Annotated in this window: 23 protein-coding genes and 1 other RNA gene; 11 read left to right on the top strand and 13 right to left on the bottom strand. The window is 59.5% G+C overall.

Annotated features, from left to right (window positions below; translation table 11 throughout):
* The first annotated feature begins 19 nt into the window (after positions 1–19).
* Positions 20–3,724, top strand: a complete 3,705-nt coding sequence (locus PMI03_RS20270; RefSeq protein ID WP_007697064.1) for an AsmA family protein — start codon at positions 20–22, stop codon at positions 3,722–3,724.
* A 28-nt stretch (positions 3,725–3,752) separates the two neighbouring features.
* Here the strand turns inward: PMI03_RS20270 and PMI03_RS20265 are convergent, their stop codons facing one another.
* The 4 genes from PMI03_RS20265 to ssrA form a co-directional block, all read right to left on the bottom strand.
* Complete coding sequence (locus tag PMI03_RS20265) at positions 3,753–3,965, bottom strand: ribbon-helix-helix domain-containing protein (RefSeq protein ID WP_007697059.1); 213 nt, start codon at positions 3,963–3,965, stop codon at positions 3,753–3,755.
* 106 nt (positions 3,966–4,071) lie between these two features.
* Positions 4,072–4,266 carry a DUF4169 family protein gene (locus PMI03_RS20260; RefSeq protein WP_007697055.1) on the bottom strand — a complete coding sequence of 65 codons (195 nt, stop codon included), beginning with the start codon at positions 4,264–4,266 and terminating at the stop codon, positions 4,072–4,074.
* 53 nt (positions 4,267–4,319) lie between these two features.
* Positions 4,320–4,829 carry an SspB family protein gene (locus tag PMI03_RS20255; RefSeq protein WP_007697052.1) on the bottom strand — a complete coding sequence of 170 codons (510 nt, stop codon included), beginning with the start codon at positions 4,827–4,829 and terminating at the stop codon, positions 4,320–4,322.
* A gap of 118 nt (positions 4,830–4,947) precedes the next feature.
* Positions 4,948–5,319, bottom strand: a transfer-messenger RNA (tmRNA) gene (ssrA, locus tag PMI03_RS31155).
* 196 nt (positions 5,320–5,515) lie between these two features.
* On the opposite strand from ssrA, the gene PMI03_RS20250 reads away from it, so the two are divergent.
* On the top strand, positions 5,516–6,439 hold the full coding sequence (locus tag PMI03_RS20250; RefSeq protein ID WP_007697049.1) for a thymidylate synthase: 924 nt from the start codon (positions 5,516–5,518) through the stop codon (positions 6,437–6,439).
* A 105-nt stretch (positions 6,440–6,544) separates the two neighbouring features.
* On the top strand, positions 6,545–7,432 hold the full coding sequence (yghX, locus tag PMI03_RS20245; RefSeq protein ID WP_007697046.1) for a YghX family hydrolase: 888 nt from the start codon (positions 6,545–6,547) through the stop codon (positions 7,430–7,432).
* A gap of 30 nt (positions 7,433–7,462) precedes the next feature.
* Here yghX and PMI03_RS20240 read toward each other — a convergent pair whose 3' ends face one another.
* The gene (locus PMI03_RS20240) at positions 7,463–7,915 is read right to left on the bottom strand and encodes a DMT family transporter (RefSeq protein WP_007697043.1); all 453 of its coding nucleotides are present in this window, start codon (positions 7,913–7,915) and stop codon (positions 7,463–7,465) included.
* Positions 7,916–7,925: 10 nt separating this feature from the next.
* Positions 7,926–8,453: a GNAT family N-acetyltransferase gene (locus PMI03_RS20235; RefSeq protein ID WP_007697041.1), complete on the bottom strand. Its 528-nt coding sequence runs from the start codon at positions 8,451–8,453 to the stop codon at positions 7,926–7,928.
* A gap of 332 nt (positions 8,454–8,785) precedes the next feature.
* On the opposite strand from PMI03_RS20235, the gene PMI03_RS20230 reads away from it, so the two are divergent.
* Positions 8,786–9,352: an XRE family transcriptional regulator gene (locus PMI03_RS20230; protein ID WP_007697038.1), complete on the top strand. Its 567-nt coding sequence runs from the start codon at positions 8,786–8,788 to the stop codon at positions 9,350–9,352.
* A gap of 27 nt (positions 9,353–9,379) precedes the next feature.
* On the opposite strand, the gene PMI03_RS20225 is transcribed toward PMI03_RS20230, so the two are convergent.
* The 7 genes from PMI03_RS20225 to PMI03_RS20195 form a co-directional block, all read right to left on the bottom strand.
* The gene (locus tag PMI03_RS20225; RefSeq protein WP_007697035.1) at positions 9,380–10,582 is read right to left on the bottom strand and encodes a LysR family transcriptional regulator; all 1,203 of its coding nucleotides are present in this window, start codon (positions 10,580–10,582) and stop codon (positions 9,380–9,382) included.
* Positions 10,579–11,463, bottom strand: coding sequence for an NAD(P)-dependent oxidoreductase (locus PMI03_RS20220; RefSeq protein ID WP_007697032.1), 885 nt, complete (start codon positions 11,461–11,463; stop codon positions 10,579–10,581). The genes PMI03_RS20225 and PMI03_RS20220 overlap by 4 nt, the downstream gene beginning before the upstream one ends.
* 103 nt (positions 11,464–11,566) lie before the next feature.
* Positions 11,567–12,733 carry an ABC transporter substrate-binding protein gene (locus PMI03_RS20215; protein WP_007697028.1) on the bottom strand — a complete coding sequence of 389 codons (1,167 nt, stop codon included), beginning with the start codon at positions 12,731–12,733 and terminating at the stop codon, positions 11,567–11,569.
* A gap of 78 nt (positions 12,734–12,811) precedes the next feature.
* Positions 12,812–13,561: an ABC transporter ATP-binding protein gene (locus PMI03_RS20210; RefSeq protein ID WP_007697024.1), complete on the bottom strand. Its 750-nt coding sequence runs from the start codon at positions 13,559–13,561 to the stop codon at positions 12,812–12,814.
* Positions 13,554–14,309 (bottom strand): ABC transporter ATP-binding protein, encoded by a 756-nt coding sequence (locus PMI03_RS20205; protein WP_007697020.1) that lies wholly within the window; start codon positions 14,307–14,309, stop codon positions 13,554–13,556. The genes PMI03_RS20210 and PMI03_RS20205 overlap by 8 nt, the downstream gene beginning before the upstream one ends.
* Positions 14,306–15,355: a branched-chain amino acid ABC transporter permease gene (locus tag PMI03_RS20200; protein WP_007697010.1), complete on the bottom strand. Its 1,050-nt coding sequence runs from the start codon at positions 15,353–15,355 to the stop codon at positions 14,306–14,308. The genes PMI03_RS20205 and PMI03_RS20200 overlap by 4 nt, the downstream gene beginning before the upstream one ends.
* Positions 15,355–16,209: a branched-chain amino acid ABC transporter permease gene (locus PMI03_RS20195; RefSeq protein ID WP_007697007.1), complete on the bottom strand. Its 855-nt coding sequence runs from the start codon at positions 16,207–16,209 to the stop codon at positions 15,355–15,357. The genes PMI03_RS20200 and PMI03_RS20195 overlap by 1 nt, the downstream gene beginning before the upstream one ends.
* A gap of 296 nt (positions 16,210–16,505) precedes the next feature.
* On the opposite strand from PMI03_RS20195, the gene PMI03_RS20190 reads away from it, so the two are divergent.
* The 7 genes from PMI03_RS20190 (at position 16,506) to PMI03_RS20160 (ending at position 23,107) form a co-directional block, all read left to right on the top strand.
* The gene (locus tag PMI03_RS20190) at positions 16,506–17,240 is read left to right on the top strand and encodes a PIG-L deacetylase family protein (RefSeq protein ID WP_007697005.1); all 735 of its coding nucleotides are present in this window, start codon (positions 16,506–16,508) and stop codon (positions 17,238–17,240) included.
* A gap of 23 nt (positions 17,241–17,263) precedes the next feature.
* A complete protein-coding gene (locus tag PMI03_RS20185; protein ID WP_007697003.1) occupies positions 17,264–18,229 on the top strand; it encodes a VOC family protein in 966 nt (321 codons plus the stop codon).
* The gene (locus PMI03_RS20180; RefSeq protein WP_007697001.1) at positions 18,229–18,900 is read left to right on the top strand and encodes a 4-carboxy-4-hydroxy-2-oxoadipate aldolase/oxaloacetate decarboxylase; all 672 of its coding nucleotides are present in this window, start codon (positions 18,229–18,231) and stop codon (positions 18,898–18,900) included. The genes PMI03_RS20185 and PMI03_RS20180 overlap by 1 nt, the downstream gene beginning before the upstream one ends.
* Entirely contained in the window at positions 18,893–19,948 is a 1,056-nt protein-coding gene (locus PMI03_RS20175; protein ID WP_007696999.1) for a 4-oxalomesaconate tautomerase, read from the top strand. The genes PMI03_RS20180 and PMI03_RS20175 overlap by 8 nt, the downstream gene beginning before the upstream one ends.
* A gap of 423 nt (positions 19,949–20,371) precedes the next feature.
* Positions 20,372–21,454, top strand: a complete 1,083-nt coding sequence (locus PMI03_RS20170; RefSeq protein WP_309574424.1) for a glycosyltransferase family A protein — start codon at positions 20,372–20,374, stop codon at positions 21,452–21,454.
* 189 nt (positions 21,455–21,643) lie between these two features.
* Positions 21,644–22,480: an NAD(P)-dependent oxidoreductase gene (locus tag PMI03_RS20165; protein ID WP_007696995.1), complete on the top strand. Its 837-nt coding sequence runs from the start codon at positions 21,644–21,646 to the stop codon at positions 22,478–22,480.
* A 108-nt stretch (positions 22,481–22,588) separates the two neighbouring features.
* Positions 22,589–23,107: a dihydrofolate reductase gene (locus PMI03_RS20160; protein WP_007696992.1), complete on the top strand. Its 519-nt coding sequence runs from the start codon at positions 22,589–22,591 to the stop codon at positions 23,105–23,107.
* The last annotated feature ends 154 nt before the right edge of the window (positions 23,108–23,261 follow it).

Genomic DNA, 23,261 nt, shown 5'->3' with positions numbered 1-23,261 from the left:
AGAATGGAGACGGTGTGCATTGTTAGGTAGGGTCCTGGTTTTCCTGGGGGGATTGCTTGTAGTGGTGCTGTTCGTGGCGCTGCTCGCTCCGCTCTTCATAGACTGGACCGATTTTCGCAAGAATTTCGAAGATCAGGCGAGCCGTATCATCGGTAAGAAAGTGACCGTTCACGGCACCGTCGATGCCCGCCTTTTGCCATTTCCCTCCGTGACATTGCATGACGTCCGCGTTGGCCAGGAGGCCGACGGGACGCCGCTAGTGCAGATCGCTCAGTTCTCCATGGATGCCGAGTTGGCACCGTTCCTGTCCGGCGAAGCACTGATCTTCGATATGCGCGTCTCCGAGCCGAAGGTGCGCCTGCGGTTGCTGAAGGACGGCACGCTCGACTGGATGCGCGGCAGCCAGCCGGAAATGCCCGCCAAGTCGGTCGTGCTGGAAAGCGTGCATGTCGATGGCGGCGATATCCAGTTTATCGATGAGCAATCCGGCCGCACCCGGCACATTACCGGTTTCAATGCGGAGATGTCCGCGAAGTCGCTCGCCGGTCCCTGGCGGATCGAAGGGGATGCGGCGCTCGATGGCGAGCACGGCAGTTTCACCATTTCCAGCAGCCAGCCGGACGATAGCGGCGTGTTGCGTGTCCGCACCCGGCTCAATCCGGATCGTCATCCTCTCATTGTCGATCTCGATGGCGAGTTGAAGCTGGTTGATCGCAAGCCGGATTATCTCGGTCTCTTTACCGCGGGGATCGAGGACAAGCAGGCGCGTAAAGCCGCGGATGAGCAAGCTCAACCCCGCGTCAAAGGCCGCTTCGAGCTGACCAACGAGCGCATCCGCATCCCTGAATATCGCCTTGAGGTTGGAGCGGCGGACGATCCTTACGTGGTGACCGGCGAAGCGACGCTGGATACCGGCACCAAGCCGGAATTCCTGCTGACCGCCGATGGCCAGCAGATCGACGTCAATCGCCTCGGCAATACTCAGGGCTCCAACGGCAAGACCAACCGCAATCCAGCCATCTCCGCGCGTCAGCGCCTGAACAACCTGATCGCGATTGCCGCCGAGGTCCCGATCCCGCAGGTGCCTGGCAAGGCGACATTCCGCCTGCCGGCGATCGTTGCCGGCGACACGACCATCCGCGACGTGCAGCTGGATCTGGAGCCTGCTGGAACCGGCTGGAAGATCGACCATGCGATCGGCATGTTGCCGGGGCGCACGCAGGTCGAGGCCACCGGTAAGCTCATGCTGCAGGGCGAGCCAAATTTCATCGGCAATCTCGTTGTCGCCTCCAACCAGCCGTCGGGCCTGGCGTCCTGGCTGGTGGGCTCCGTCGATCCATCGATCCGGCAGTTGCGGCAGGCCGGCTTCTCAGCCGATGTCAGCTTGCGGCATGAAGAACAGCGCTTCGACAACCTTGAAATCGCCATCGGGTCGGCGACGCTCAAGGGTAAGCTGGACCGACAGGCGCCAGATAAGCAGGCGCCGAAGCTTGCCGTCGATCTCAGCGGCGATGCGCTGGACCTTGATGCGCTGAGGGCGCTGACAGGCATGTTCACGGGCCAGGACGCCGGCGAAGCCTTGCTCGACCACCGGATTACGGCGCATCTGAAGGCAGATAAATTCGCCCTGTTCGGCGTACAGGCCGACAATGTCGAGACATCCTTTTCGATCACCGACGGAGCGTTGACGCTCGACAAGCTATCGGTGCGTGATGTTGCCGGGGCCGAGATCACGGCAACAGGGCGCGGCGACGGCTCGCTGCTGGACTACAAGGGGTCGGGCGAAATCACGTTCAAGGCGACCGACCCGGGTCCTTTCCTCGAAATGCTGAGCCAACATCTGCCGCATCATCCGGTCATGGATCGGCTGGTGCGCAATGCTGCGTGGTACGGCAATACTGCGTTGCGTGGTGCGCTATCCCTCGGCGGTAACGAAGGTGACGGTGTGACGGTGACGCTCGCCGGCGTGTCCAACGGCAGCCGCGTCAATCTCGATTACCGCATGTCCGACCTGCTGGCGCTGACCGGCAAGGGCACGACGACGCTGGAGGCAACGCTTGAAAATTCTGTGACCTCGATCCTGTTCGGGCAGGCGGGGCTAGATCCGCTACCCGTCGAAGCCGACGCCAATGGCCGCCTGACACTGAAGGTGACGGCAGAGGGCACCGAACCGGCGGATGCGGCGCTGACCTTCGCGACCGACAAGACCTCGTTCACGGCCAACGGCAAGGTCGATGTCCGTCCCAGCGCCTTCCTCAGCGGCAAGATTGCACTATCGCTCGATAGTGCCGATCTCGATCCTTATTTCGTGATGAATGGTATTGGCGTGCCACAGATGGGCACGGGACTGCCGGTCAAGTTCCAGGCGAATGCCGTGATAGATGCCGACAAGATCGCGCTCACCGACATGAAAGGCGATCTTGCCGACAACAATGTCTCTGGCGCGTTGACCTTCGATCGCAAGTCTCCGAACATCAAGGCGACCGGCGAACTGGCGCTCGACAAGGCGGATCTCGGCTGGCTGGGCGAAGCGATCTACGGGCCGATGACGGATGCTGCGACGGGCAACCTGACCAAAGCCAAGCTCGGGCTGCCGACGTTTAACGGGCTCGATCTCAACATCAAGCTGTCGGCCAAACAGGTATGGCCGGGAATATTTGGTCCGATTTCCAATTTCAGCGCCAATGCTGCCTATAAGGGCGAAGAGCTGCGGCTGAACGATATCGCCGGCGCGTGGAATGGCGGCGCGCTCGCTGGGAATCTGATGCTTGCCAATTCCGATGGCACCGGGCTGATGCAGACGAAGCTCAATCTCACCAATGGCGATCTCGCGACCGTCGCCTGGCAGCGTGACGGCACGCCGCTGGCCACTGGCCGCTTTGGCCTGGATCTGAGCATGGAGACCAGTGGCAAGAGTATGGGTGAGCTTGCCGCCAATGCCAGCGGTTCCGGCGAGGCGAAGCTTGGCGAAACGCGTGTCCGCGGTCTCAATCTTTCGGTACTCCCACCGCTGTTGTCGGCGACGGACCAGATCCAGGGCGATATCACCGCAGACAAGGTGTTGCCGATCGTACAGACGCTGCTGAACAACGGCGAGGCGGTGTTGCCGGCGATGAGCATACCCTTCAACATCTCGACCGGCGTCATCCGCGCCACCAATCTCAGCGCTGGCAACGATGTGGCGAAGCTGTCGGGCAGCGCCGAGATCAGCCTGCCGGATGAACGTATGCGCGGGTCGCTCGGCATCGATTTCAACGCCGGCAATGAGGTGTTGAATGGCGCTGAGCCGGCGCTGCGCCTCGACTTCGCCGGCCCGTTGGCAAGCCCCGGCCGAACGATGAATGTCACCGACATCACCAGCTTCCTGTCGCTGCGTGCCTTCGAGCGTGAGCGTCGGCGCGTCGAACGGCTTCAGGCGAGCGTATTGGAAAAGCAGCGGCTGCGGCGCGAGGTGGCGCTGTATAAATACACCGCCACTATGCGCGAAGCCCAGCGCCAGCGCGACGCGGCACTCGAGCAGCAGCGGAGCCTTGAAGAGCAGCGCCTAAGGGAACTGGCGCAAAAGGCTGCTGCCGAGAAGCAAGCGGAAGCTGCGGCCAAGGCGAAGGCCGATGCGGAAGCCCGCGCGAAGGCACAGGCACAGCAATTGCCGGTTCTCAACGGACAGGGACCGCAGAAGATTGCACCGCTGAATTTCAACGGCCTTCCCGGCATCGCCCAATAAGACACATCATCCGTTGGATGGGGGCTTACTAAGCGCGTTCTTTCAGCCATTTCAGGACATAGAGCCGAAGCGCGGAGGAGAGATTGCTCTCCGGTTCGCGCCCGTCGTCGATTTCAGAGATCAGCGCGGCAAGCGAGGTGCCGCGCGCTTTGGCGATTGCCTTCAGCTCGCTCCAGAACGCATCTTCAAGGGAAAAGCTCGTGCGGTGGCCATGCAACGTCGCGGAATGTTTGCGGATCATCGGTGGATCGATCAAAAAGCTCGGAAAGGGGGGAGGAATTCTGAAAATGATTCAAAGTACTGGAATAAACTGCTGATTTCGAAAGGACTTCGCTCGGTTCGGTAGGCTACTCGTCCGTCTTGGTCGGCTCGATGTGGCCAGCCTCGTGCGTCTGGGTGGCCTTGTCGTTAAGCGCCTTCGTCAGGTGCTTCTCCGCCTTGGTGCGGCCGAAGCTGATGCGATTTTGTTCCGCCTGCTTTTCCTTTTCGGAGCGGGCCTGTTTTTTCCGGAACTGACGCAGATTGACGATTTCGGCACTCATTGCTGTCCCCACGGACGATGCAGAAAGGGGAAGCTTTCGCTCCCCCAAGGATGTTATTGCTTCTTGCGGAATGCGTCTAGCGAGACGACCGAGCCCGGCTTTTTCTCTTCGCCTTCCTTCGCCTCTACCACCGGCTCGTCGCTGCCTTCGGCGGCCACCGGATAAGCGGTGATTTCGCCAGTCGGCATTTCCTCGTCATCGGCGAGCGGCACGTCGAACTCCAGCTCGAAATTCACCGATGGATCGTAGAAGCCGCGAATCGCATTAAAGGGGACGACCAGCTTTTCAGGCACGTCGGAGAAGGAAAGGCCAATCTCGAACAGGCTTTCGGTGATCTTCAGATCCCAGAATTGATGCTGGATGACGATGGTCATCTGTTCCGGATATTTCGACTTCAGGTGCTGCGAAATGCGAACGCCAGGCGCTCCGGTCAGAAAGGTAATGAAGAAATGATGGTCACCGGGCAGACGACCGGTGGCGCCGACCTCGGTCAACACCTTACGGATAACTCCACGCAGGGCGTCCTGTGCCAAAATGTCGTAGCGGATATGATCCTGCCCCATGCTTTCCTGTCTTTCGTTGGCCATGTTTTTTCTAAGGCTTATGCCACGCCGGGCGCAGACGGGAAAGCCCCCGCGCGAGTCATCGCATGATCATACATAATATCGAAGATAGGGAGAAGGTGAAGGTTTCTGTTGCCAGGTACCTTCGAACCCCGCCTTAAGGTGCGAACCTTCAGGACTTGATTTGAAGTGTCACACTGCGATTAAGCAGCGAGACGAGCTTCCGCATAGTTGTCGTTTGCAACTACAATTTTAGCCCGATAACGGTGGTACAATGCCGAGCAAAAAGTCGATCTTTACGCCCTTGTCGATCCTATTTCGCCCCCATCAAAAGCCGGTCTGAAGCAAAGCTCGTCTGGCCGGTTTTTGGTGGAGGCGCCGGGTACCGCCCCCGGGTCCAATAGGTTTATTACATCGCTCGTTTATCGCCATAGCCGGCCCGAAGACCGGCATGGCTGATATAGTGTTTTCCTTGGGCGAAGGAAAGGGCAATTGTCATAAATGCGTCGCCTAGGCATCGCTTTGCCGTGATAGTTGACCATCGGGAGCGAGAATTGCCGGGATTGCGCCCGGTTGCGGTTGGTTTTGCACCGACTTGCCATTAAATTAGCGGCCAATGGAATCGGCGACGGGGGCAATTGTTTTTACGGTTGCCCGGATCCTTCGCGGAAATGTCGGAGCTCAGAATGGTTCGCCACCCGGAATATCAATATCTCGACCTGATGGCGCACCTGCTCGAAAACGGTGATCGCCGGATCGACAGGACTGGTGTCGGCACGCTGAGCGGGCTCGGCGCGATGATGCGCTTCGATCTTTCCAAGGGCCAGCTTCCGGTCTTCACGACCAAGCGGGTCTATTGGAAACTCGCCGTCAAGGAGATGCTCTGGTTTCTGACCGGCGACACCAATATTCGCAATCTTCTGAAGCAGAATGTGCGGATATGGACCGACTGGCCGCTGGCCGCCTATCGCAAGGCGACGGGAGAGGCTATCAGCCAGGAGGACTTCGAGGCGCGGATACTGGCCGACGAGGCCTTTGCCGAGACATGGGGCGATCTAGGCCCTGTTTACGGGAAGCAATGGCGGCAGTGGCGTGATGCCGACGGCCAAGTGCATGATCAGATCGCGACGGTTATTGATCAGCTCAGGCATAATCCAAGCAGCCGCCGGATGATCTTCCATGCCTGGAATGTCGGCGAACTCGCCGGAATGGCGCTTCCTCCGTGTCACATGGTCTATCAGTTCCATGTCTCGAACCTGCCTTCTCCGGGCGAGACCAAGCGGCCGCGCCTGAGCCTGATGGTTTACCAACGGTCCTGCGACCTGTTTCTGGGAAATCCGTTTAATATCTGCCAGCAGGCTGTGTTGCTGGCCATGGTTGCCCAACAGGTGGACATGGACGTGGGTGAACTGGTCTGGGCGGGCGGCGACGTCCACATCTACCTCAACCATCTCGACGCGATCCGCGAGCAGCTGGGCCGGGAACCACGGCCATTTCCGACCCTGCGATTGCTCCGCCGGCCGGACAGCATCGACGATTACCGTATCGAGGATTTCGAGGTCAGCGACTACGAGCCCCATGCGGCGATAGCGGCGGAAGTTGCGGTTTAAATACCGTTATCCGCGCGGGCATATCCGGCGATAGCGTAAAAGTGAATTCAAGAACTGACTTAAGTGTTTAGGCTGCTCTTCGTAGACACGAGGGGGGGAGCGCCAATGACACGTCTGACCGCCAAGGATTTTCATCCGGAACTGCTGGAACTCTACGACTATTACGCCCATGGGAAAATTACGAAACGCGAGTTTCTTGATCGGGCCGGCAAGTATGCCGTGGGCGGTCTGACGGCCGCGGCGATCCTCGGGCTGATGAGCCCCAATTATGCGCTTGCGCAGCAGGTCGAGTTTACCGACCCTGACATCCTGCCCGAATATATCACCTATCCGTCGCCGCAGGGGAACGGAACCGTTCGGGCCTATTTCGTCCGGCCGGCTGCGGCCAAGGGGAAGGTGCCGGCAGTCGTTGTCGTGCATGAGAACCGGGGGCTGAACCCTTATATCGAGGATGTTGCGCGTCGCGTCGCCAAAGCGGGCTTCATCGCGCTTGCGCCGGATGGCCTGACCTCCGTCGGCGGCTATCCCGGCAATGACGAGAAGGGACGGGAGTTGCAGCAGCAGGTCGATCCGCAAAAGCTGATGAACGACTTCTTCGCCGCGATCGAGCTTCTCATGAAGCATGATGCCACGACCGGCAAGGTCGGCATTACCGGCTTCTGCTATGGCGGAGGCGTGTCGAATGCAGCCGCCGTTGCCTATCCCGAGCTGGCAGCGGCCGTACCTTTTTACGGCCGGCAGCCAAGGGCGGAGGATGTGCCGCGCATCAAGGCGCCCCTGCTGCTTCACTATGCGGGATTGGACAAAGGGATCAATGATGGATGGCCGGCCTATGAGGCGGCGTTGAAGGCTTCGAACAAAGTCTACGAGGCCCATATCTATCCCGACGTCAATCACGGCTTCCACAATGACTCGACGCCCCGCTATGACGAGGCTGCGGCCAAGCTTGCCTGGGATAGAACGATAGGCTGGTTCAAGCGCTATCTGGCTTGAGGGATGGCGATTGCTGTCGGCACCCTTTCGTCAGGAAGCGTGCCGGCTGGCGACGAGGACCGCGCCGATTACCAGCAGCACAGCGCCGGTGATCTGCCAGACATTGTCGGATACCGGCATCTGCCCGGACCGTGCAGCATCGAATGCCAAGCCCGCGAGCAACTGACTGGCGACCAGCACCGCTATGGTCGGCGCCGCTCCCAGGCGCTGATAGCCCCAAATTCCAGCGAAAACGAAGAAGGAGCCGAGGAGGCCAGGCAGGAAGGTCCATGGCCGGATCGCGCCAAAGGTTTCGGCAATGCCGGCGATGCCCTTGCGGGCAATGAGCAAGAGCAGAAGCACCGTCAGTCCTACCGACGAATTGATGACGAGCGTGATCAGTACCGTGGAAACGGATTGCGTTATCCGCAGCATGAGAATGTTCTGCAAGACAAGCGCGATGCCGGCGACGGCGAGGGTAGCAAATACGATATAGCTCGACATGCCACAGCCCTTAGTCGGCTTGCATGGCATCTGGATCCGTTCTGCGATCCAGTAGCAGTTGCAGAAAGGCAAGATCGAGCCATCTCCCGAATTTGGTGCCCACTTCCGGCAGAAGGCCGACCTGCTGGAAGCCGAGCTTCTCATGCAGCCGAATCGAACCGGTGTTTCCAGCCTCGATGCCGGCGACCATGGCATGCTTTCCGATCGCTTTTGCCCGCCCGATCAATTCAATCATCAGCGCTTTGCCAACACCGTTTCGGCGCTGATCATTTCTCACGTAGACCGAGTGTTCCACCGTATGACGATAGCCGTCGAAGGCGCGCCAATCGCCGAAAGACGCATAGCCGACGACATCCTCCCGGTCGTCGATAGCGACCAGCACCGGATAGCCCAGTTTCAGGCGATCTCGGAGCCATTCTCTCCGATTGTCGGCGTCCACCTGCTTTTCATTCCAGATCGCGGCGGTATTGGCGACAGCGTCATTGTAGATTGCGGTGATGCCGTCGATGTCTGTGGCTTCCGCATCGCGAATTCGCATCGGTTCTTCCTTCGGGAATCTCATAAATTAGATATTTGTGGTCGCTAGAGATGTATTTCGATACGTCGGATTTCTAGAATTGTCTACTATATTGATACAAATATCTATTAAGATGAAAATTGGTTTTCCTCGATAGGCGCAGCGATGCGGGTCGCCGGCAGATGAGCACTTTCGAAATATGCTGGAATTTCAGATAGATTTTGGCCTACTTGATCACTCTACGGCTATTCCAGTTTTGCTGAAACCAATCAGTCTCCCAATGTGCCCGATCGAAAAAGGGAAATAACCGCTCTCGATTGCTACGCGCGAAATTGTCCACTATAGTGGCATGTATGTCTCAGCTTGATAGTGTTGATAAACGCATAGGCACCCGCATCCGGATCGAACGCGAAAGCCGTGGCTGGTCGCTGACGGAGCTCGCCGAAAGGTCTGCCGTCTCCCGCGCCATGATCCATAAGATCGAACGCGGCGACAGCAGTCCGACCGCCACTTTGCTCGGCAAGCTTTCCGGAGCGTTCGGCCTCAGCATGTCAACCTTGATGGCTCGCGCGGAAATGCATCAGGGGCGTCTCCTCAGGAAGGGAGATCAACCCGTATGGGTCGACCCGCAAACCGGCTATGAGCGGCGGCATATTTCCCCAAAGTCGGATTTGCCTCTGGATCTTGTTCGCATTGAGCTGCCGGCCGGAGCGGAAGTCTCGATGCCCGCGTCGGTCTATGCCTTTGCCCGGCAACTTATCTGGGTCCTCGATGGAGATCTGGTATTCCTCGAGGGCGATGCGCGCCACGGAATGTCTGCCGGCGATTGCCTTGAACTCGGTCCGCCGACAGATTGCGTGTTCAAGAATGAAAGTGAGCGGCCCTGCGTCTACGCTGTGATTGTTCTGCGCAATTCGTAGAATGCGGATCGCCATCATAAGCAAATGCTATAATGGCGTGCTGACCCTTTGTCGCACGAGATCCAGAAACTGCTCTTGAGCCGCCGTTGGCATCCAGCCGGATCGCAGCGTCAGGCCGATGGGCCGCGCCGTGTGGTCGAGATTATAGGGTAGGGCCTTGATGAGCCCGCGTGTCAGCTCTGCTTCGGCCTGCAGGTAGGAAATGCAGCCGAGATGATCGGTGCGATCCAGCAGTTCGCGCATGAGGATCAACGATCCCGATTCGACGATACTCGCCGGCCTTCGTCCAAGGCTGTCGAACATGGCGTCGAAATGCTTCCGGATCGGCGTTCCGCTCAAGCCCACCACCCAGGGGTAGGAGGCAAGCTCTTCAAGGGCGATATTGTCCTTCCCGATCAGCGGATGATCGCGGCCGGCGACCAGGACCAGCGTATCGGTGAAAAGCACGCGCTGTTCCACATCGCCAATTGGCGCGGGATCGCGCAGGGCGCCGATCAGAAAGTCGATCTCCCCGCGTCTGAGCCCGGCCAGAAGATCGGCATAGGGGCCTTCCACGACCTGGATCGGTATTTTGGGGCGAAGCGTGCGGAAGTTGGCGATTGCCTGCGGCAGGACATAGGATCTCGACAATGGCATTGCACCGATGACGATGCGTCCGGCCTCCTCGGACACGGTTTCGGCAAGATCGGCTTCAGCCTGGCTGAGTTCGGCGAAGGCAAGTCTTGCTGCCTGCGCGAGCGTCTGAGCCGTCCGCGTTGCGACGATGCCGTAGGACGTCCGCTCAAACAGGGGACGGGCTGCCTCTTGCTCGAGTTGGGTGACGGCGCGGTGCACGGTCGGCTGGGCAAGGCCGAGGCGGCGTGCGGCGAGGGTGAAATTCTCCATTTCGCGCACGGCAATCAGCGCCTGAAGCTGCGCCGTCGTCGCGGTGATGCGCAGCCGGGGGCTGAGATCGGACAGCGCCGGATCGAGATAGCCGAAAGCGCGTCGGACGCGCTTTGCAAGCACCTCGCCCTGCTTGTTCACGAACAGTCCCTGGGCGGTCCGCGTGAAGAGCGCCATGCCGACGCCACGCTCGATTTTCGACAGGGCCTGCGTCACGGCCGGCTGGGATACATGACATAGTTCCGCAGCCTTGGTCACCGAGGCCGTATCGACGACCATCAGGAAGACCCTGAGATGGCGAAGATTGTGCTGCAGCTCCGGCTCTGTCGGCTGTGCGGAATTCAAGACAGGAGGTGCTCCAATATCAGGTCGACGCGCTCGGTCAGCGAGAGATCGGCGGCGCTGAGGCCAAGATTTCCGATTCGACGCTGCCAGTCGACGGCGGATGATGCCATTCCGTCGGGAAGACCGAGATCGCGAAGCGTCACCGCCACTTCTTCCATCTCTGCCGCGCGCCGCGTCCCATGCACCATCATCCGTTCGAGGTTGTAGGACGAACGGGCAGCCCAGTCGATCCCCGGATCGGACGCCTGCAAGGACGCCAGAACGGCATCCTCCACGCCCGCCCGGCGTGCCGCCAAAACGCATTCGGCGGTGAGCGCCTCGAACCCCTTGATCATGACGGAGCGGAGCATCTTGATCGAGGATGCCTGTCCGATTGTGTCGCCGGCGACGCGGGCATTCATTCCGAGACGTGTCAGCAAGGCTTCAGCTTTTGCCGCGTCGCTGCCGGCCAGCAGGAGAGGGGTGCGATGGCGGGCGGGATAGACCGGAGCCATCACAGCCACGTCGACATAATGGGCGCCGGCCTCTTCGACGACTTTTGCGGCGGCCACCTTTGTCGAAGGCGAACACGAGTTGCAGTCGAGATAGAGCGCGTCTTTCTCGAGGTAGGCGGCCACCATCTTGGCGGCTTCGAGCGCGCGGTCGGCGGTCACCAGACTGAAGACTGCTCTTTTGCCGGTGGTGGCCTCGCGCGGACTCTCGCTGTACAAGACCTCCAGCCGTGCGCAGGCATCAAGCAGGCCCCGGCGATGATCGCTACTTTTTATCTTGATATCGAAGGTAGTGATGGGAGCTTTGATCGGGCTGACTTCGACAGTCTTCCAGCCGGCGACAAAGGCTTGTGCTGCTTCTCCGAATCCGATGAGTGCAATCGTCGACATGCTGCCGGTTCCTCGTGCGAACATTCAGCCTAACAAAGGTATAGCGAAAACTTATCATGAGGACCGCGACATCGCCGCGATCCTCAGGTTGTACGACCCTAGCTCAGTGTGCCGGATCCTTGACGTTGTCGTAGGTCTGGAACTCGACGTTGTACAATTCTCCACCGACCTTCTCGACCTTGCGCATGTAGATATCCTGCACGATATCGCGGGTTGCGGGATCGATTGAGATCGGGCCTCGTGGGCTCTGCAACTGCATTCCCTTCGCTGCATTGACGAAGGTATCGCCCGTCGCATCGCCCTTGGTCTTGTCGAGGGTCTTGTAGATCAGGTCGAGCGCATCCCAGGCGGCGACTGCGACCATGTTGGGGCGCATGCCGTCATTGGCCTTCTTGAAGGCTTCCACGAAGGCCTTGTTCTCAGGCGAATTGTGGCTTGCCGAATAGGGGCCGCCGGTGATGACGCCGATGGTCGGATCACCCATATTGTTCAGGAGATCGTCGTCCGTGACGTCGGCCATGGCGATGACCTTGATGCCAGACTTGTCGAGGCCGCGCTCGACGAACTGCTTCATGAAGGCGGCACCCGCGCCGGTCGGAACGAAGACGAAGAGCGCTTCCGGCTTTTCATCGGCCGCGCGTTGCAGGAAGGGCGCAAAGTCCGGATTGGCAAGCGGGACCTTCAGCTTCGAAACGACCGTGCCGCCATTGGCCTCGATGGTCTTCTGGAACCACTTTTCCGCATCGGCGCCCGGGCCATAGTCCGAGACGATGCTGACGAATTTCTTCGCGCCGTTTTCCGGAGCCCATTTGCCGATGATGCTGGCCATCTGCGGGACGGTCCACGATGTTCTGAGAATGTAGGGCGAGGCATCCACGATTGACGACGTCGCGGCCACCATGATGACCTGCGGGATCTTCGCGCGCTTGGACAGTTGCGCCACGGAAAGCGCGGCAGGCGTGTTGCCGAAGCCGGTCAGGATGGACACCTTGTCGTTGGTCACCAGTTCCTGCGAGAGACGGAGTGCGTTGTCGGCGGCACTCCCGTCGTCCTTGACGATCAGCTCGACCTTCTTGCCGCCGGCGGTATCGCCCTTGGTCGCGACGTAAGTCTTGATCGCGGCGCTGATCTGCCGACCGTTGGACTGGAATCCGCCGGTGAGCGGAATGACGACACCGACCTTGACGGTGTCCTGCGCAAAACTCATTGCGGGCGCCCCGATCACGCTGATCGCGGCAACGGCGCCTAGCGCCAGTTTCTTAATGCTCATGTCTCTCCTCCAGTTGTAAAATCGATGTGGTGTGGACGTAGTTCAAACCGGCCCTCTTTCCGGCGTGGACTTGGGCGGTCAGTGTTTTCGTTGCGCGGAGCCTGGCGTTACCGGCGCCGATGTCCCCGCGCCGACCCCAAGGAATTTGCCCAGTGTCGAGCTGTCCTGTGCCAAGGCGGTACTGCTTCCGGAATAGGCGACCGCACCACGCTCGAGGATCACGGCCTTGTCGGTGATCGCGAGAATTTGTTGCGCATGCTGCTCGACGATGATGGCGGCCATGCCCTCATCGCGGACGATGCGCCGGATAGCGGTGAGCAGCTCTTCCACGATGATCGGTGCCAATCCTTCGGTAGGCTCATCGAGCAGCAATATCTTCGGATTGAGAACGAGCGCGCGGGCGATCGAGAGCATCTGCTGTTCGCCGCCTGACAGTTGGTTGCCGTAATTGTTTCGGCGTTCCTCCAGCCTCGGGAAGAGCAGATAGACCGCCTGAAGGCTCCATTTGCCGGGGCGTGCAACGGCCGTGATGTTTTCCTCAACCGTCAGTGACCTGAATATGCCCCGCTCCTGCGGCACCCAGCCGACACCCGCCTCGACGCGACGTTCCGGCGTCATGCGTTCGATGCTCTGACCGCTGACCGTGACCTTGCCGCCATGATAGCGCGTCAGGCCGACGATGCTGTTGAGCGTCGTCGTCTTGCCGACGCCATTGCGGCCGAGGAGGGCGACCGCTTCCCCCTGGCCGACCGAGAGGCTGATGCCGTGTAAAATGACGGCCTTGCCATAGCCCGCTTTCAGGCCGTCCAGCATCAAGAGCTCAGGCATGGTGCGCCCCTCCGAGATAAACTTCCTTGACCCGGGGATCCGTCGAAATCTCGTCGACGGTGCCTTCCGCGAAGAGTGCGCCTGCGACGAGAACGGAGATCCGGTCGGCGAAATTGAAGACCAGGTCCATGTCGTGTTCGATCAGCAGGATCGAGACATCGGCGGGCAGGGCTGTCAGCCTTGCCAGAACCTCATGCCGGTCTGCTTCCGGCACGCCGGCCGCCGGTTCGTCGAGAAGAAGAACCTTGGGCTTGCAGGCGATTGCCATGGCGATTTCGAGAAGTCGCTGCTTGCCATAGGGCAGGCCGGAGCATGGCTGGTCGAGGACGGTATCCAGGCCGAAATCCTGAACCAGGCCGGCAATCTCGTCCTCGATGCCCGGAAGCTTTCCGGCGAGACGAAACCAGTCCTTGCCATGTCCTTGCCGCTCGCTGATGACGAGGCCCAGGCTTTCCACGACATTCAGATCGCCGAAAAGCTGGTTGATCTGAAACGTGCGCACCAGACCGCGCTGCACGCGCTTTTCGCGCTTGAGCGACGAGACGTCCTCGCCATTCAGCAGGATCTGTCCGCTTGAAGGCGTGAGCACGCCGGTCAGAAGATTGATGAGCGTTGTCTTGCCCGCGCCATTCGGCCCGATCAGTGCATGGCGAGCACCGCTTTCCAGGCGAAACGAGACGTCGGTCGTGGCCTTCAGGGCGCCGAACATCTTGTTGAGTTGTTTTGTCTCGAGAACAGCTGCGGTCATGGTGCCCTCCGGGTCGAAGTGCGACCTCTGAAGAGGTTGCCGCGAATGGTGGCGAGGCGGGCGGAGAGCGAAAGCACGAGCTGACGGGGGCGATCACGCCCGATGAGGACGAAGGCGACCAGGAGCATGCCAAGCCAGAACTGCCAGTATTGCGGCGTGAGCGAGGACAGCCCGTCCTGGATCAATTCATAGACCAGGGCGCCGATGATGCCGCCATACAGATAGCCCGTTCCGCCGATGACCAGGATCATCAGGCCATCAGCGGATTTCTGGAACGACAGTGCGTCTAGCGAGATGAATTGCTGTGTCTGGGCAAACAGTGCGCCGGCGATCCCGGCATAGGCGCCGGAGAGCGTGTATATGGCGACGAGCCGTGCATTGACGGGAACGCCGACTGCCGACGCGCGTAGCGGATTGTCTCGGATCGCCTTCAGCGAATAGCCGAAAGGCGAGGACACGATCAGTCGCGCCAGCAGGAACAGCAGGAACAGCACGGCGAGGCTGTAGGCATAGCCCGTATGTCCGTAAATATCGAAGTCGAAGATGCCGAAGAGGGGGTCGATGCTGATGCCCTGCAGGCCATCGGCGCCACCGGTGAGCCAGTTTGCCTGATTGGCGATTTCGGCAAAGACCGCGGCGACGCCAAGCGTTACCATCAGTCGCGTCAGGTCGCCGCCGCGCAGCAGCAGGAAGCTCGTCAGGAAGGCAACGACCGCGCCCGAGAGCGCCCCGACGACCAGCCCAGACAGCGGCTCGCCGGTGACATGGATCGAGAAGAGGCCGCTTGCATAGGCACCGACGCCATACATCGCCGCCTGTCCGAGAGAGACAATGCCGGCATAGCCGAGCATCAGATCGATCGAGAGTGCGAGAATGGCGAAGCCGACAATCTCGGTCAGGATCAGATGCTGGTTGGGGAAGAGGAACCAGGAGGCGACAGCCAGAGCCCAGAACGCCAGCTCAAGGAGGCTCCAGCGCGCCGAGCGCCTCATGACATCAGATACCCGCTGCTTCAGAGCAGGGATGGTGGAATGGGATGTCTGCATCAGTTGGCCCTCGCGAAGAGACCCTGGGGCCGGACGACCAGCACCGCCACGAGGATGATATAAATGATGAAGCCGCCGAGCGACGGCACGTAATATTTGCCGAGAACGTCCGCGACGCCGAGCAGGATGGAAGCACAGAGAGGGCCGTACATGCTGGACGTGCCGCCGACGGAGACGACGATCAGGAAGTAGACCATGAACTTGAGCGGGAATGTCGGGTCGAGGCCGAGGATCTCGGCCCCGAGCGCGCCGCCAAGTCCGGCGAGGCCGGATCCGACCGCGAACGTCACGGCAAAAATCGTGTTGACGTGAATGCCGACACCGCGAGCGACGCGCCGGTCATCCACCGATGCGCGCAACCTGCTCCCGAACCGCGTACGAGCCAGAACCATTTGCAGCGCAACGGCAAGCGCACCGCAGACGATGATGAGAAAGGCGCGATAGACGCCGATGCCGACGCCGAACAGGGTAATGCGGCCGCGCAGGAAATCGGGCAGGTTTAGGATCTGCTGCTGCGATCCCATGACGTAATCGATGCCAGCCACCGCCATGAAGACGATGCCGATCGAAAACAGCACCTGGTCGAGCGGCGTCTTGTCATAGAGGCGTGCATAGAGCGCCTTTTCGAGAATGACCCCGGCGATTGCCGTGGCAATGAAGGCGATCGGCAGCGTCAGCAGAAAGGGGACACCCCATCTGTTGGTCAAAATAACGGTCACATAGCCGCCGGCCATCGCGAAGGCGCCATGCGCCAGATTGATGAAATTCATCAACCCCAAGGTGACCGCCAGTCCGCACGAGAGCACGAACAACAGCATGCCATAGGCGAGGCCGTCGAATAAAAGGGTTAGCATTTTTCCTCCCTGTCCCGGATGACGCTCCTCCGAGGCTGCCAGATCTGGCCATTTCTCCCGAACGCATCTTTCGCAGGACCTTTTGGGTCTTGAATGGTGACTAGCCATGACGGGAAGCGGGGCAGTTGCCCATTTCAAAATGGTCGCTTCCTCATAAGAAAAAGCTATAGGCACCTTGTCGGGAGTGCGAGCCTGCCTGCGTGGCTATAGCCAAAACTTATCGGTGAGGCATCAAATCCAAATTGGCAAAAGGCCCCCTCCGGCGTGAAATCACGCGCAATTCGGAAGGAGATCCCATGTCGGAACAAAAGACTGCACTTGTCATCAGCGCACACGCGGCTGACTTCGTATGGCGCTGCGGCGGCGCGATCGCGCTGCATGCGGAACTTGGTTATAAGGTGACCGTCGTTTGCTTGTCCTTTGGCGAGCGCGGAGAATCCGCCAAGCTCTGGAAGCAGCCGGGCATTACGCTCGAGCAGGTCAAGGCGGCGCGACGGGCGGAATCGGAAAAGGCGGCCAAGGCGCTTGGCGTCCACGACCTCATCAGCTTTGACCTCGGCGACTATCCGCTTCGCCTGACGGACGAGGACAAGTATCGCCTGGTCGACGTGATCAGGAAGGTGCAGCCTGCCTTCATGCTCAGCCATTCGCAATATGATCCCTATAATACCGACCATATGTATGCGACGCAGGTTGCCCTTGAGACCCGGATGATCGCGCAGGCGTGGGGCCACAATCCGGGTGAGAAGGTGCTCGGTGCGCCGCAGCTTTACCTGTTCGAACCGCACCAGACCGAACAGATGGGCTGGAAGCCCGATGTCTTCCTCGACATTACATCTGTCTGGGAAAAGAAACGGGCCGCCATCGAATGCATGGAGGGGCAGGAGCATCTCTGGGAGTTCTACACCCGCGTTGCCCAGAACCGCGCCAATCATTTCCAGCGCAATTCGGGCGGCCAATCGGGCGGTCGCGCCTCGAAATATGCAGAGGGTTTCCAGTCGGTCTTCCCACGCACGGTCGATGAGCTCTAATGAGCTCTCGAGAGGAGCGTGACATGGAACCCTGCTTTGATATTGCCCATCTGGCGCATGTGGAGATGTACTCCGACAAGTTCGAGGAGAGCCTCGACTTCTTCGTGAACGTCTATGGGCTGACGCTTGCCGGTCAGGACGAACAGTCGGCCTATCTGCGGGCGTGGGACGATTACGAGTTCCACACGCTGAAGCTCACCCGGCATCATACGACCGGTGTCGGGCACATCGCCTACCGCGTGTCATCCGAGGCGGCGCTGGAGCGGCGTGTCAAGGCGATCGAAGCGAGTGGTTTCAAGGTTGTCGGCTGGGTCGATGGCGACCTTGGCCACGGCCGCGCATTCCGGTTTGAGGACCCGTTCGGCCATGTGTTCGAGATCTATTGGGACACCGTCCGCTATTCGCCGCCCGAGCATGAAAAACCGGCGCTGAAGAATGTCGCGCAACGATATCATGCGCGCGGGTGCCATCCGCGACGTCTCGATCATCTGAACTTGCTGGCCTCTGATGTTGCCGAGTTCAGGCGCTTCATGGAGACCTGCCTCGGTTCGCGCGTAACGGAGATGATCCAGCTCGACAATGGCAGGCTTGGTGGCTGCTGGTTCACCGTCAACAACAAGACCTATGATCTTGCCTGCACCGAAGAGCATGGCGGCGGAGGCGGGCGTCTTCATCACGTAACTTACGCCACCGATAGCCGCGAAGAGATATTGCGCGCCGCCGACATCTTTCTCGAAAACGGCGTGCACATCGAGACCGGTCCGCACAAGCATGCGATCCAGGGCACATTCTTCCTCTACGTCTGGGAGCCTGCCGGCAACCGTGTGGAACTCGCCAATTCCGGCGCACGCCTGATCCTGGCTCCAGATTGGAAGCCTGTGGTCTGGACGGAGACGGAGCGAAAGAAGGGGCAGGCCTGGGGGTTGAAGACGATCGAGACGTTTCACACCCACGGGACGCCCCCGGTTAAAAAGCAAGGAGACGCGTAATGGGTATTGTTGTGCAGGACGTCGCTCGGGTTCCACAGGACGTGATCGATCGGCTGGCATATGCCGGGGTTGCGACCGTGCATGAGGCGCAGGGCCGCAAGGGCATGCTCGCCAGCTATATGCGTCCGATCTATGCCGGCGCGCAGATTGCCGGCTCGGCTGTAACCATATCGGCGCCTCCCGGCGACAACTGGATGCTACACGTGGCGATCGAGCAGTTGAAGCAGGGGGATATCCTCGTTCTCGCGCCGACATCGCCCTGCGACAACGGCTATTTCGGCGATCTGCTCGCGACCTCGGCATCGGCGCGCGGATGCAAGGGCCTTATCATCGACGCCGGTGTCCGCGACATACGCGATCTCACGCAGATGGGCTTTCCTGTGTGGTCGAAGGCGATATCGGCTCAAGGGACCGTCAAGGAGACGTTGGGCTCCGTCAACGTGCCCGTGGTCTGTGCCGGTGCCTATATCGAGGCCGGCGATGTCATCATCGCTGATGACGATGGCGTTTGCGTCGTCAAGCGGGAGGAGGCGGAAGCCGTTGTTATCGCGGCTGAAAGCCGCCTGGCCAACGAGGACGCCAAACGCAAGCGGCTCGCCGCCGGGGAACTCGGGCTGGATATCTACGGGATGCGGCCGACGCTGCTCGCAAAGGGGCTGAAATATGTATGAGGACGGTATCCCTTGCCTGTGGATGCGAGGGGGCACCTCCAAGGGCGCATATTTTCTCGCCGAACATCTTCCGGCGGATCCCGCCGAACGGGATGCACTGCTGCTGAAAATCATGGGGTCGCCCGATCCGCGGCAGATCGACGGGATCGGAGGGGCCGATCCGTTGACGTCGAAGGTCGCCGTGCTGTCGCCTTCGACGCGCACCGACGCCGATGTGGACTATCTGTTCCTTCAGGTTTTCGTGGATCAGGCTGTTGTCAGCGATGCGCAGGGGTGCGGCAATATTCTCGCCGGTGTCGGGCCGGCGGCCATCGAGCGTGGCCTGGTCAAGTCGAACGACGGCGTTACCGAGGTCCGCATCCATATGCTGAATTCCGGCGAGGTGGCGGTCGCTCGAATAGAGACGCCGGGCGGTCGCGTGAACTATGCTGGCGCGACCGAAATTGCCGGTGTTCCCGGTAGTCATGCGGCCGTCCCGTTGCTGTTCATGAATATAGCCGGCTCAATGTGCGGCGCGCTGCTGCCGACCGGGAACGAGGTCGATGTCATCGACGGGATAGAGGCAACCTTGATCGACAATGGCATGCCCTGTGTCATCATGCGGGCCGCCGACTTCGGGCTGACGGGTGAGGAAACCCGCGAGGCGATCGAAGCCAACGCGGAGCTGAAATCCCGGATCGAAGCTATCCGCCTGAAGGTGGGGCCAATGATGAACCTCGGCGATGTCAAGGCAGCTTCGGTTCCGAAGATGACCCTGGTGTCGGCGCCGAAGCACGATGGTGCGATCTCGACGCGGAGCTTCATCCCGCACCGGGTTCATGCGTCCGTCGGCGTTCTCGCCGCCGTTACCGTCGCGACTGCAACGCGCCTTGCGGGCAGTCCTGCCGCAACGTTGGCGGCGGCTCCATCCGATGGGCGCTATCTGATCGAGCATCCGACCGGCGCGATGGAGGTCTTTCTGGATATCGGCGACGACGGCTCGATCAAGGGGGCGGGGACGGTCAGGACAGCGCGAAAGCTGTTTGATGGCCGGGTCTTCGCTGGATGATCTAAGTTAGGTCAAGCAGACGACGCGCTGGCGACTAGAGTTCGGGATTACCGATTAAGATTGGTGCAAGACGAGAGGGGTGCCGGCGGCCGCAAGGTTGCCGGCATTGCCGTTTCTGAGGCACGGAAGCGAACACCAGTACAGATTTTGCACGGCTACTGGGGTAAGGCTTATGCGTGATCGCTGCTCTGGAAATAATACTGCTTGCTATGGAAATTTTGGGAAACAATCCCGTCGAAATTTTGCTCTCTATTTGAAATATTACATGAATATCGAAATTGAATGCGGCCGACATGAGTGCATGCTCGATAAAAAGATATGATAAGTATGCATTATTATATCCGCGGGTTCGATTTTATAATTTAGATTATTAAGATCAAGCGCAAACCTTCTTTACGGATTGTTGCATCCGCCGCCGTAATTGTGGCACGTTACACTTCGGACAGTATTCGTGCGCTATCTCGACATGCGTTCTGCGATATAGTCGCTGGAAGGACTTTGATGACAAAAATTGCTGCCATTATACCTTTTTTCCAACGCAAAAGCGGCTTTCTGACTGCGGCCGTACAATCCATTATTGGCCAGAGGCTGCCGGATGACGCCAGGGTTCATATCCTGATCGTGAACGACGAATCCCCCGTAGATCCGCTGTCTGAAATCTCGCATCTGCAGTTTCCGGAGAATGTCAGTTTTGAAATAATAGCGCAGCAGAATGCCGGCCCGGCAGCGGCCAGAAACAATGCGCTTGATGCAGTTCCCGCAGAGACGGAGTTTGTCGCCTTTCTTGATTCCGATGATGTCTGGTTCGAAGATCATCTCAGGACCGCCATGAGGGCGCTTGGCGACGAAGGCGTATTCTACTTCAGCGACAATTATGAAGACAGGCCCGTTACGACTTTCGAGAAAACCAAGTATTTCAGCCGCGCCGCCAGTGCTGGCGATTGGGAGATTGTCGAGCCCGCTTTGAATATCTTCCAGTTCAAGCCGAGATTGGCGTTCAAGGCCTTTATCAGAGAATATATCTCGCAGACCTCCACCGTTGTTTACAGATTTTCCAGATTCAGGGATCTGCGGTTCGATTCCGATCTGCGCTATTCGGGTGAGGATTATTTCTTCTGGCTTTCGATCGCCAATAGCGGATCGCCGGTGACATTTTCGAGCAATGTGAATGGGGATCGGGACAAGGGCGTCTCCGTTTATCGCGACGCCTATTCCTGGGACAGCCCGAAGGTTCTGGTCCGCCTGCTCGGCAACCTTCTGTTCTGGAAAAGGGTGGGTGCGAGTTTCAAGCTCGATGACGACGATAGACAGATTCTGGACGAGCATATCAACAAGACGAGAATGGGTATCTCCTATTTGATCATGCGCAACAGTCGCCGCGATCGTGCCAAGAGCGTAGGGGCCATCTTCAGCTTTTTGAAAATGGACCCGCTCGGCATCGCGCAGAGTCCGGCCTTGATCATGAAGGCTATCGGTCTTGCCAGGAAAGGTCTCTTGGAGTTCTAGGCTGGACCCTGGCTCTCAAGGCGTCGATCAGTACAGCCCGTTCATCTCGTGAAGTTGACTTACATCCCCGTGCATTTTTATTTACGAATAGGCCCGAAGCTATCCCTCGTCGTTTCGCGCCTTACCCGCCATGTATTCCGCGAGGTCCCAGATAGCCTTCATCTTTAAACAAGGGGAAGGAGATCGCTGATGGATATCGGAGTCATTGGAGCCGGTGCGATGGGGAGCGCCATTGCGGGGCGATTGGTCGAGGGTGGCGCTCACGTTCTCACTTATGTTGAAGGTCGATCGGCTGCGACTGTCGAGCGGGCGAAGGCAGTGGGCATGAAGGCCGTCGGGCTGGATCGCCTTGTCGAGGCCGACATCATCCTTTCCATCGTTCCACCCGCGGAGGCTATTGGCGTGGCCGAGCTTCTGTCCGCCGCGTTGCGACGCCGTGGCAGGACGACCACATTCATAGACTGCAATGCGATCTCGCCGAAGACGATGGCCCAGGTTGCTTCGGTTTTCGGTGGCGACTGTGGCGAAGTCCTGGACGGATCGATCATCGGCGCGCCGCCGAAGTCCGGCCAGAAAGGCCCCAAGCTCTACGTCAGCGGCGATGCCGCAAACAGGAGCGGCATGCTGGCCGACCATGGGCTTCAGGTGCGCCGTATCGATGGGGGGATTGGCGCTTCGTCGGCACTGAAGATGTGTTATGCCGGCATCAACAAAGGCGTCACGGGCCTCGGCACCGCCATGCTGCTTGCCGCGATCAGGTCCGGAGCGGATGAGGGTCTGAAACGGGAGCTCCAGGAAAGTCAATCCGACCTTGACCGCAAGTTTGCCCAGAGTATTCCGGACATGTATCCAAAGGCCTATCGCTGGGTTGCGGAAATGGAAGAGATCGCCGAATTCCTCGGCGAGGATGATCCCGCCGCCCTGATCTTCAGGGGCATGGCCGGCCTCTATCGCAAGATGGCCGAGGACCGGGAGGCAGGCGGCGTGCTTGCCGGCGAATTGGATCGTCTCAACGTCGGCGCTTGAGGTTGTCGCAGGACCGGCAATTTTGCCTGCATAGCCGCGGATATCAGCTTGCAAGGCGGTGAGCCCGACGCGCATATGAGGCTGTCGATCGCCGAGCGAGGGAGAAGGATGAGCGAACCAATCAAAACCATCGTCGTTGCCGTATCGAGCAACGGCATCATCGGCCGCGATGGCGACATGCCCTGGCGGCTGTCGTCCGACCTCAAGCGCTTCAAGGCCCTGACGCTCGGCAAGCCCGTTATCATGGGGCGCAAGACGTTTCAGTCGATCGGCAAGCCGCTGCCGGGCCGTCCGAATGTGGTGATTACGCGTGATAGCGGCTTTTCTGCCGAGGGCGTGACGGTCGTGCATTCGCTGGATGACGCTATCGATGTCGCGGCTGATCTCGCCGCAGAAAGCGGCGCGGATGAAATCTGCATCCTCGGCGGCGGCGAGATTTATCGGCAGGCGATGAGCCATGCCGACCGGTTGCTGATCACCCATGTGGAAGCCGAGGTGGACGGCGATACGTCCTTTCCGGTGATCGATCCAGCCGTGTGGGTGGTTGATAGCGAGCTCGCCGTGCCGGCGGGCGAGAAGGACAATTATCCAACACGGTTTGTTCGCTACTTCAGGAGACCAGCGTAAAAGCTGCACTTAGAAAGCAACTATTTTCCAATAAATCCGAGGAACTTCCTAAAGTTGCGTTGAAAGCAGGTGTGTCGATACCTATAACGGGGCAATCGCCATCATCTGCGACGTTCGTACTGAGAACGACAAAGTTTGGTGCGATGATTGGGAG

The sequence above is a fragment of the Rhizobium sp. AP16 genome, from assembly GCF_000281735.1.
Classification (GTDB): Bacteria; Pseudomonadota; Alphaproteobacteria; order Rhizobiales; family Rhizobiaceae; genus Rhizobium; species Rhizobium rhizogenes.
The sequence above is the reverse complement of the archived record's forward strand: the minus strand, read 5'-3'. Positions and strand labels throughout refer to the sequence as shown.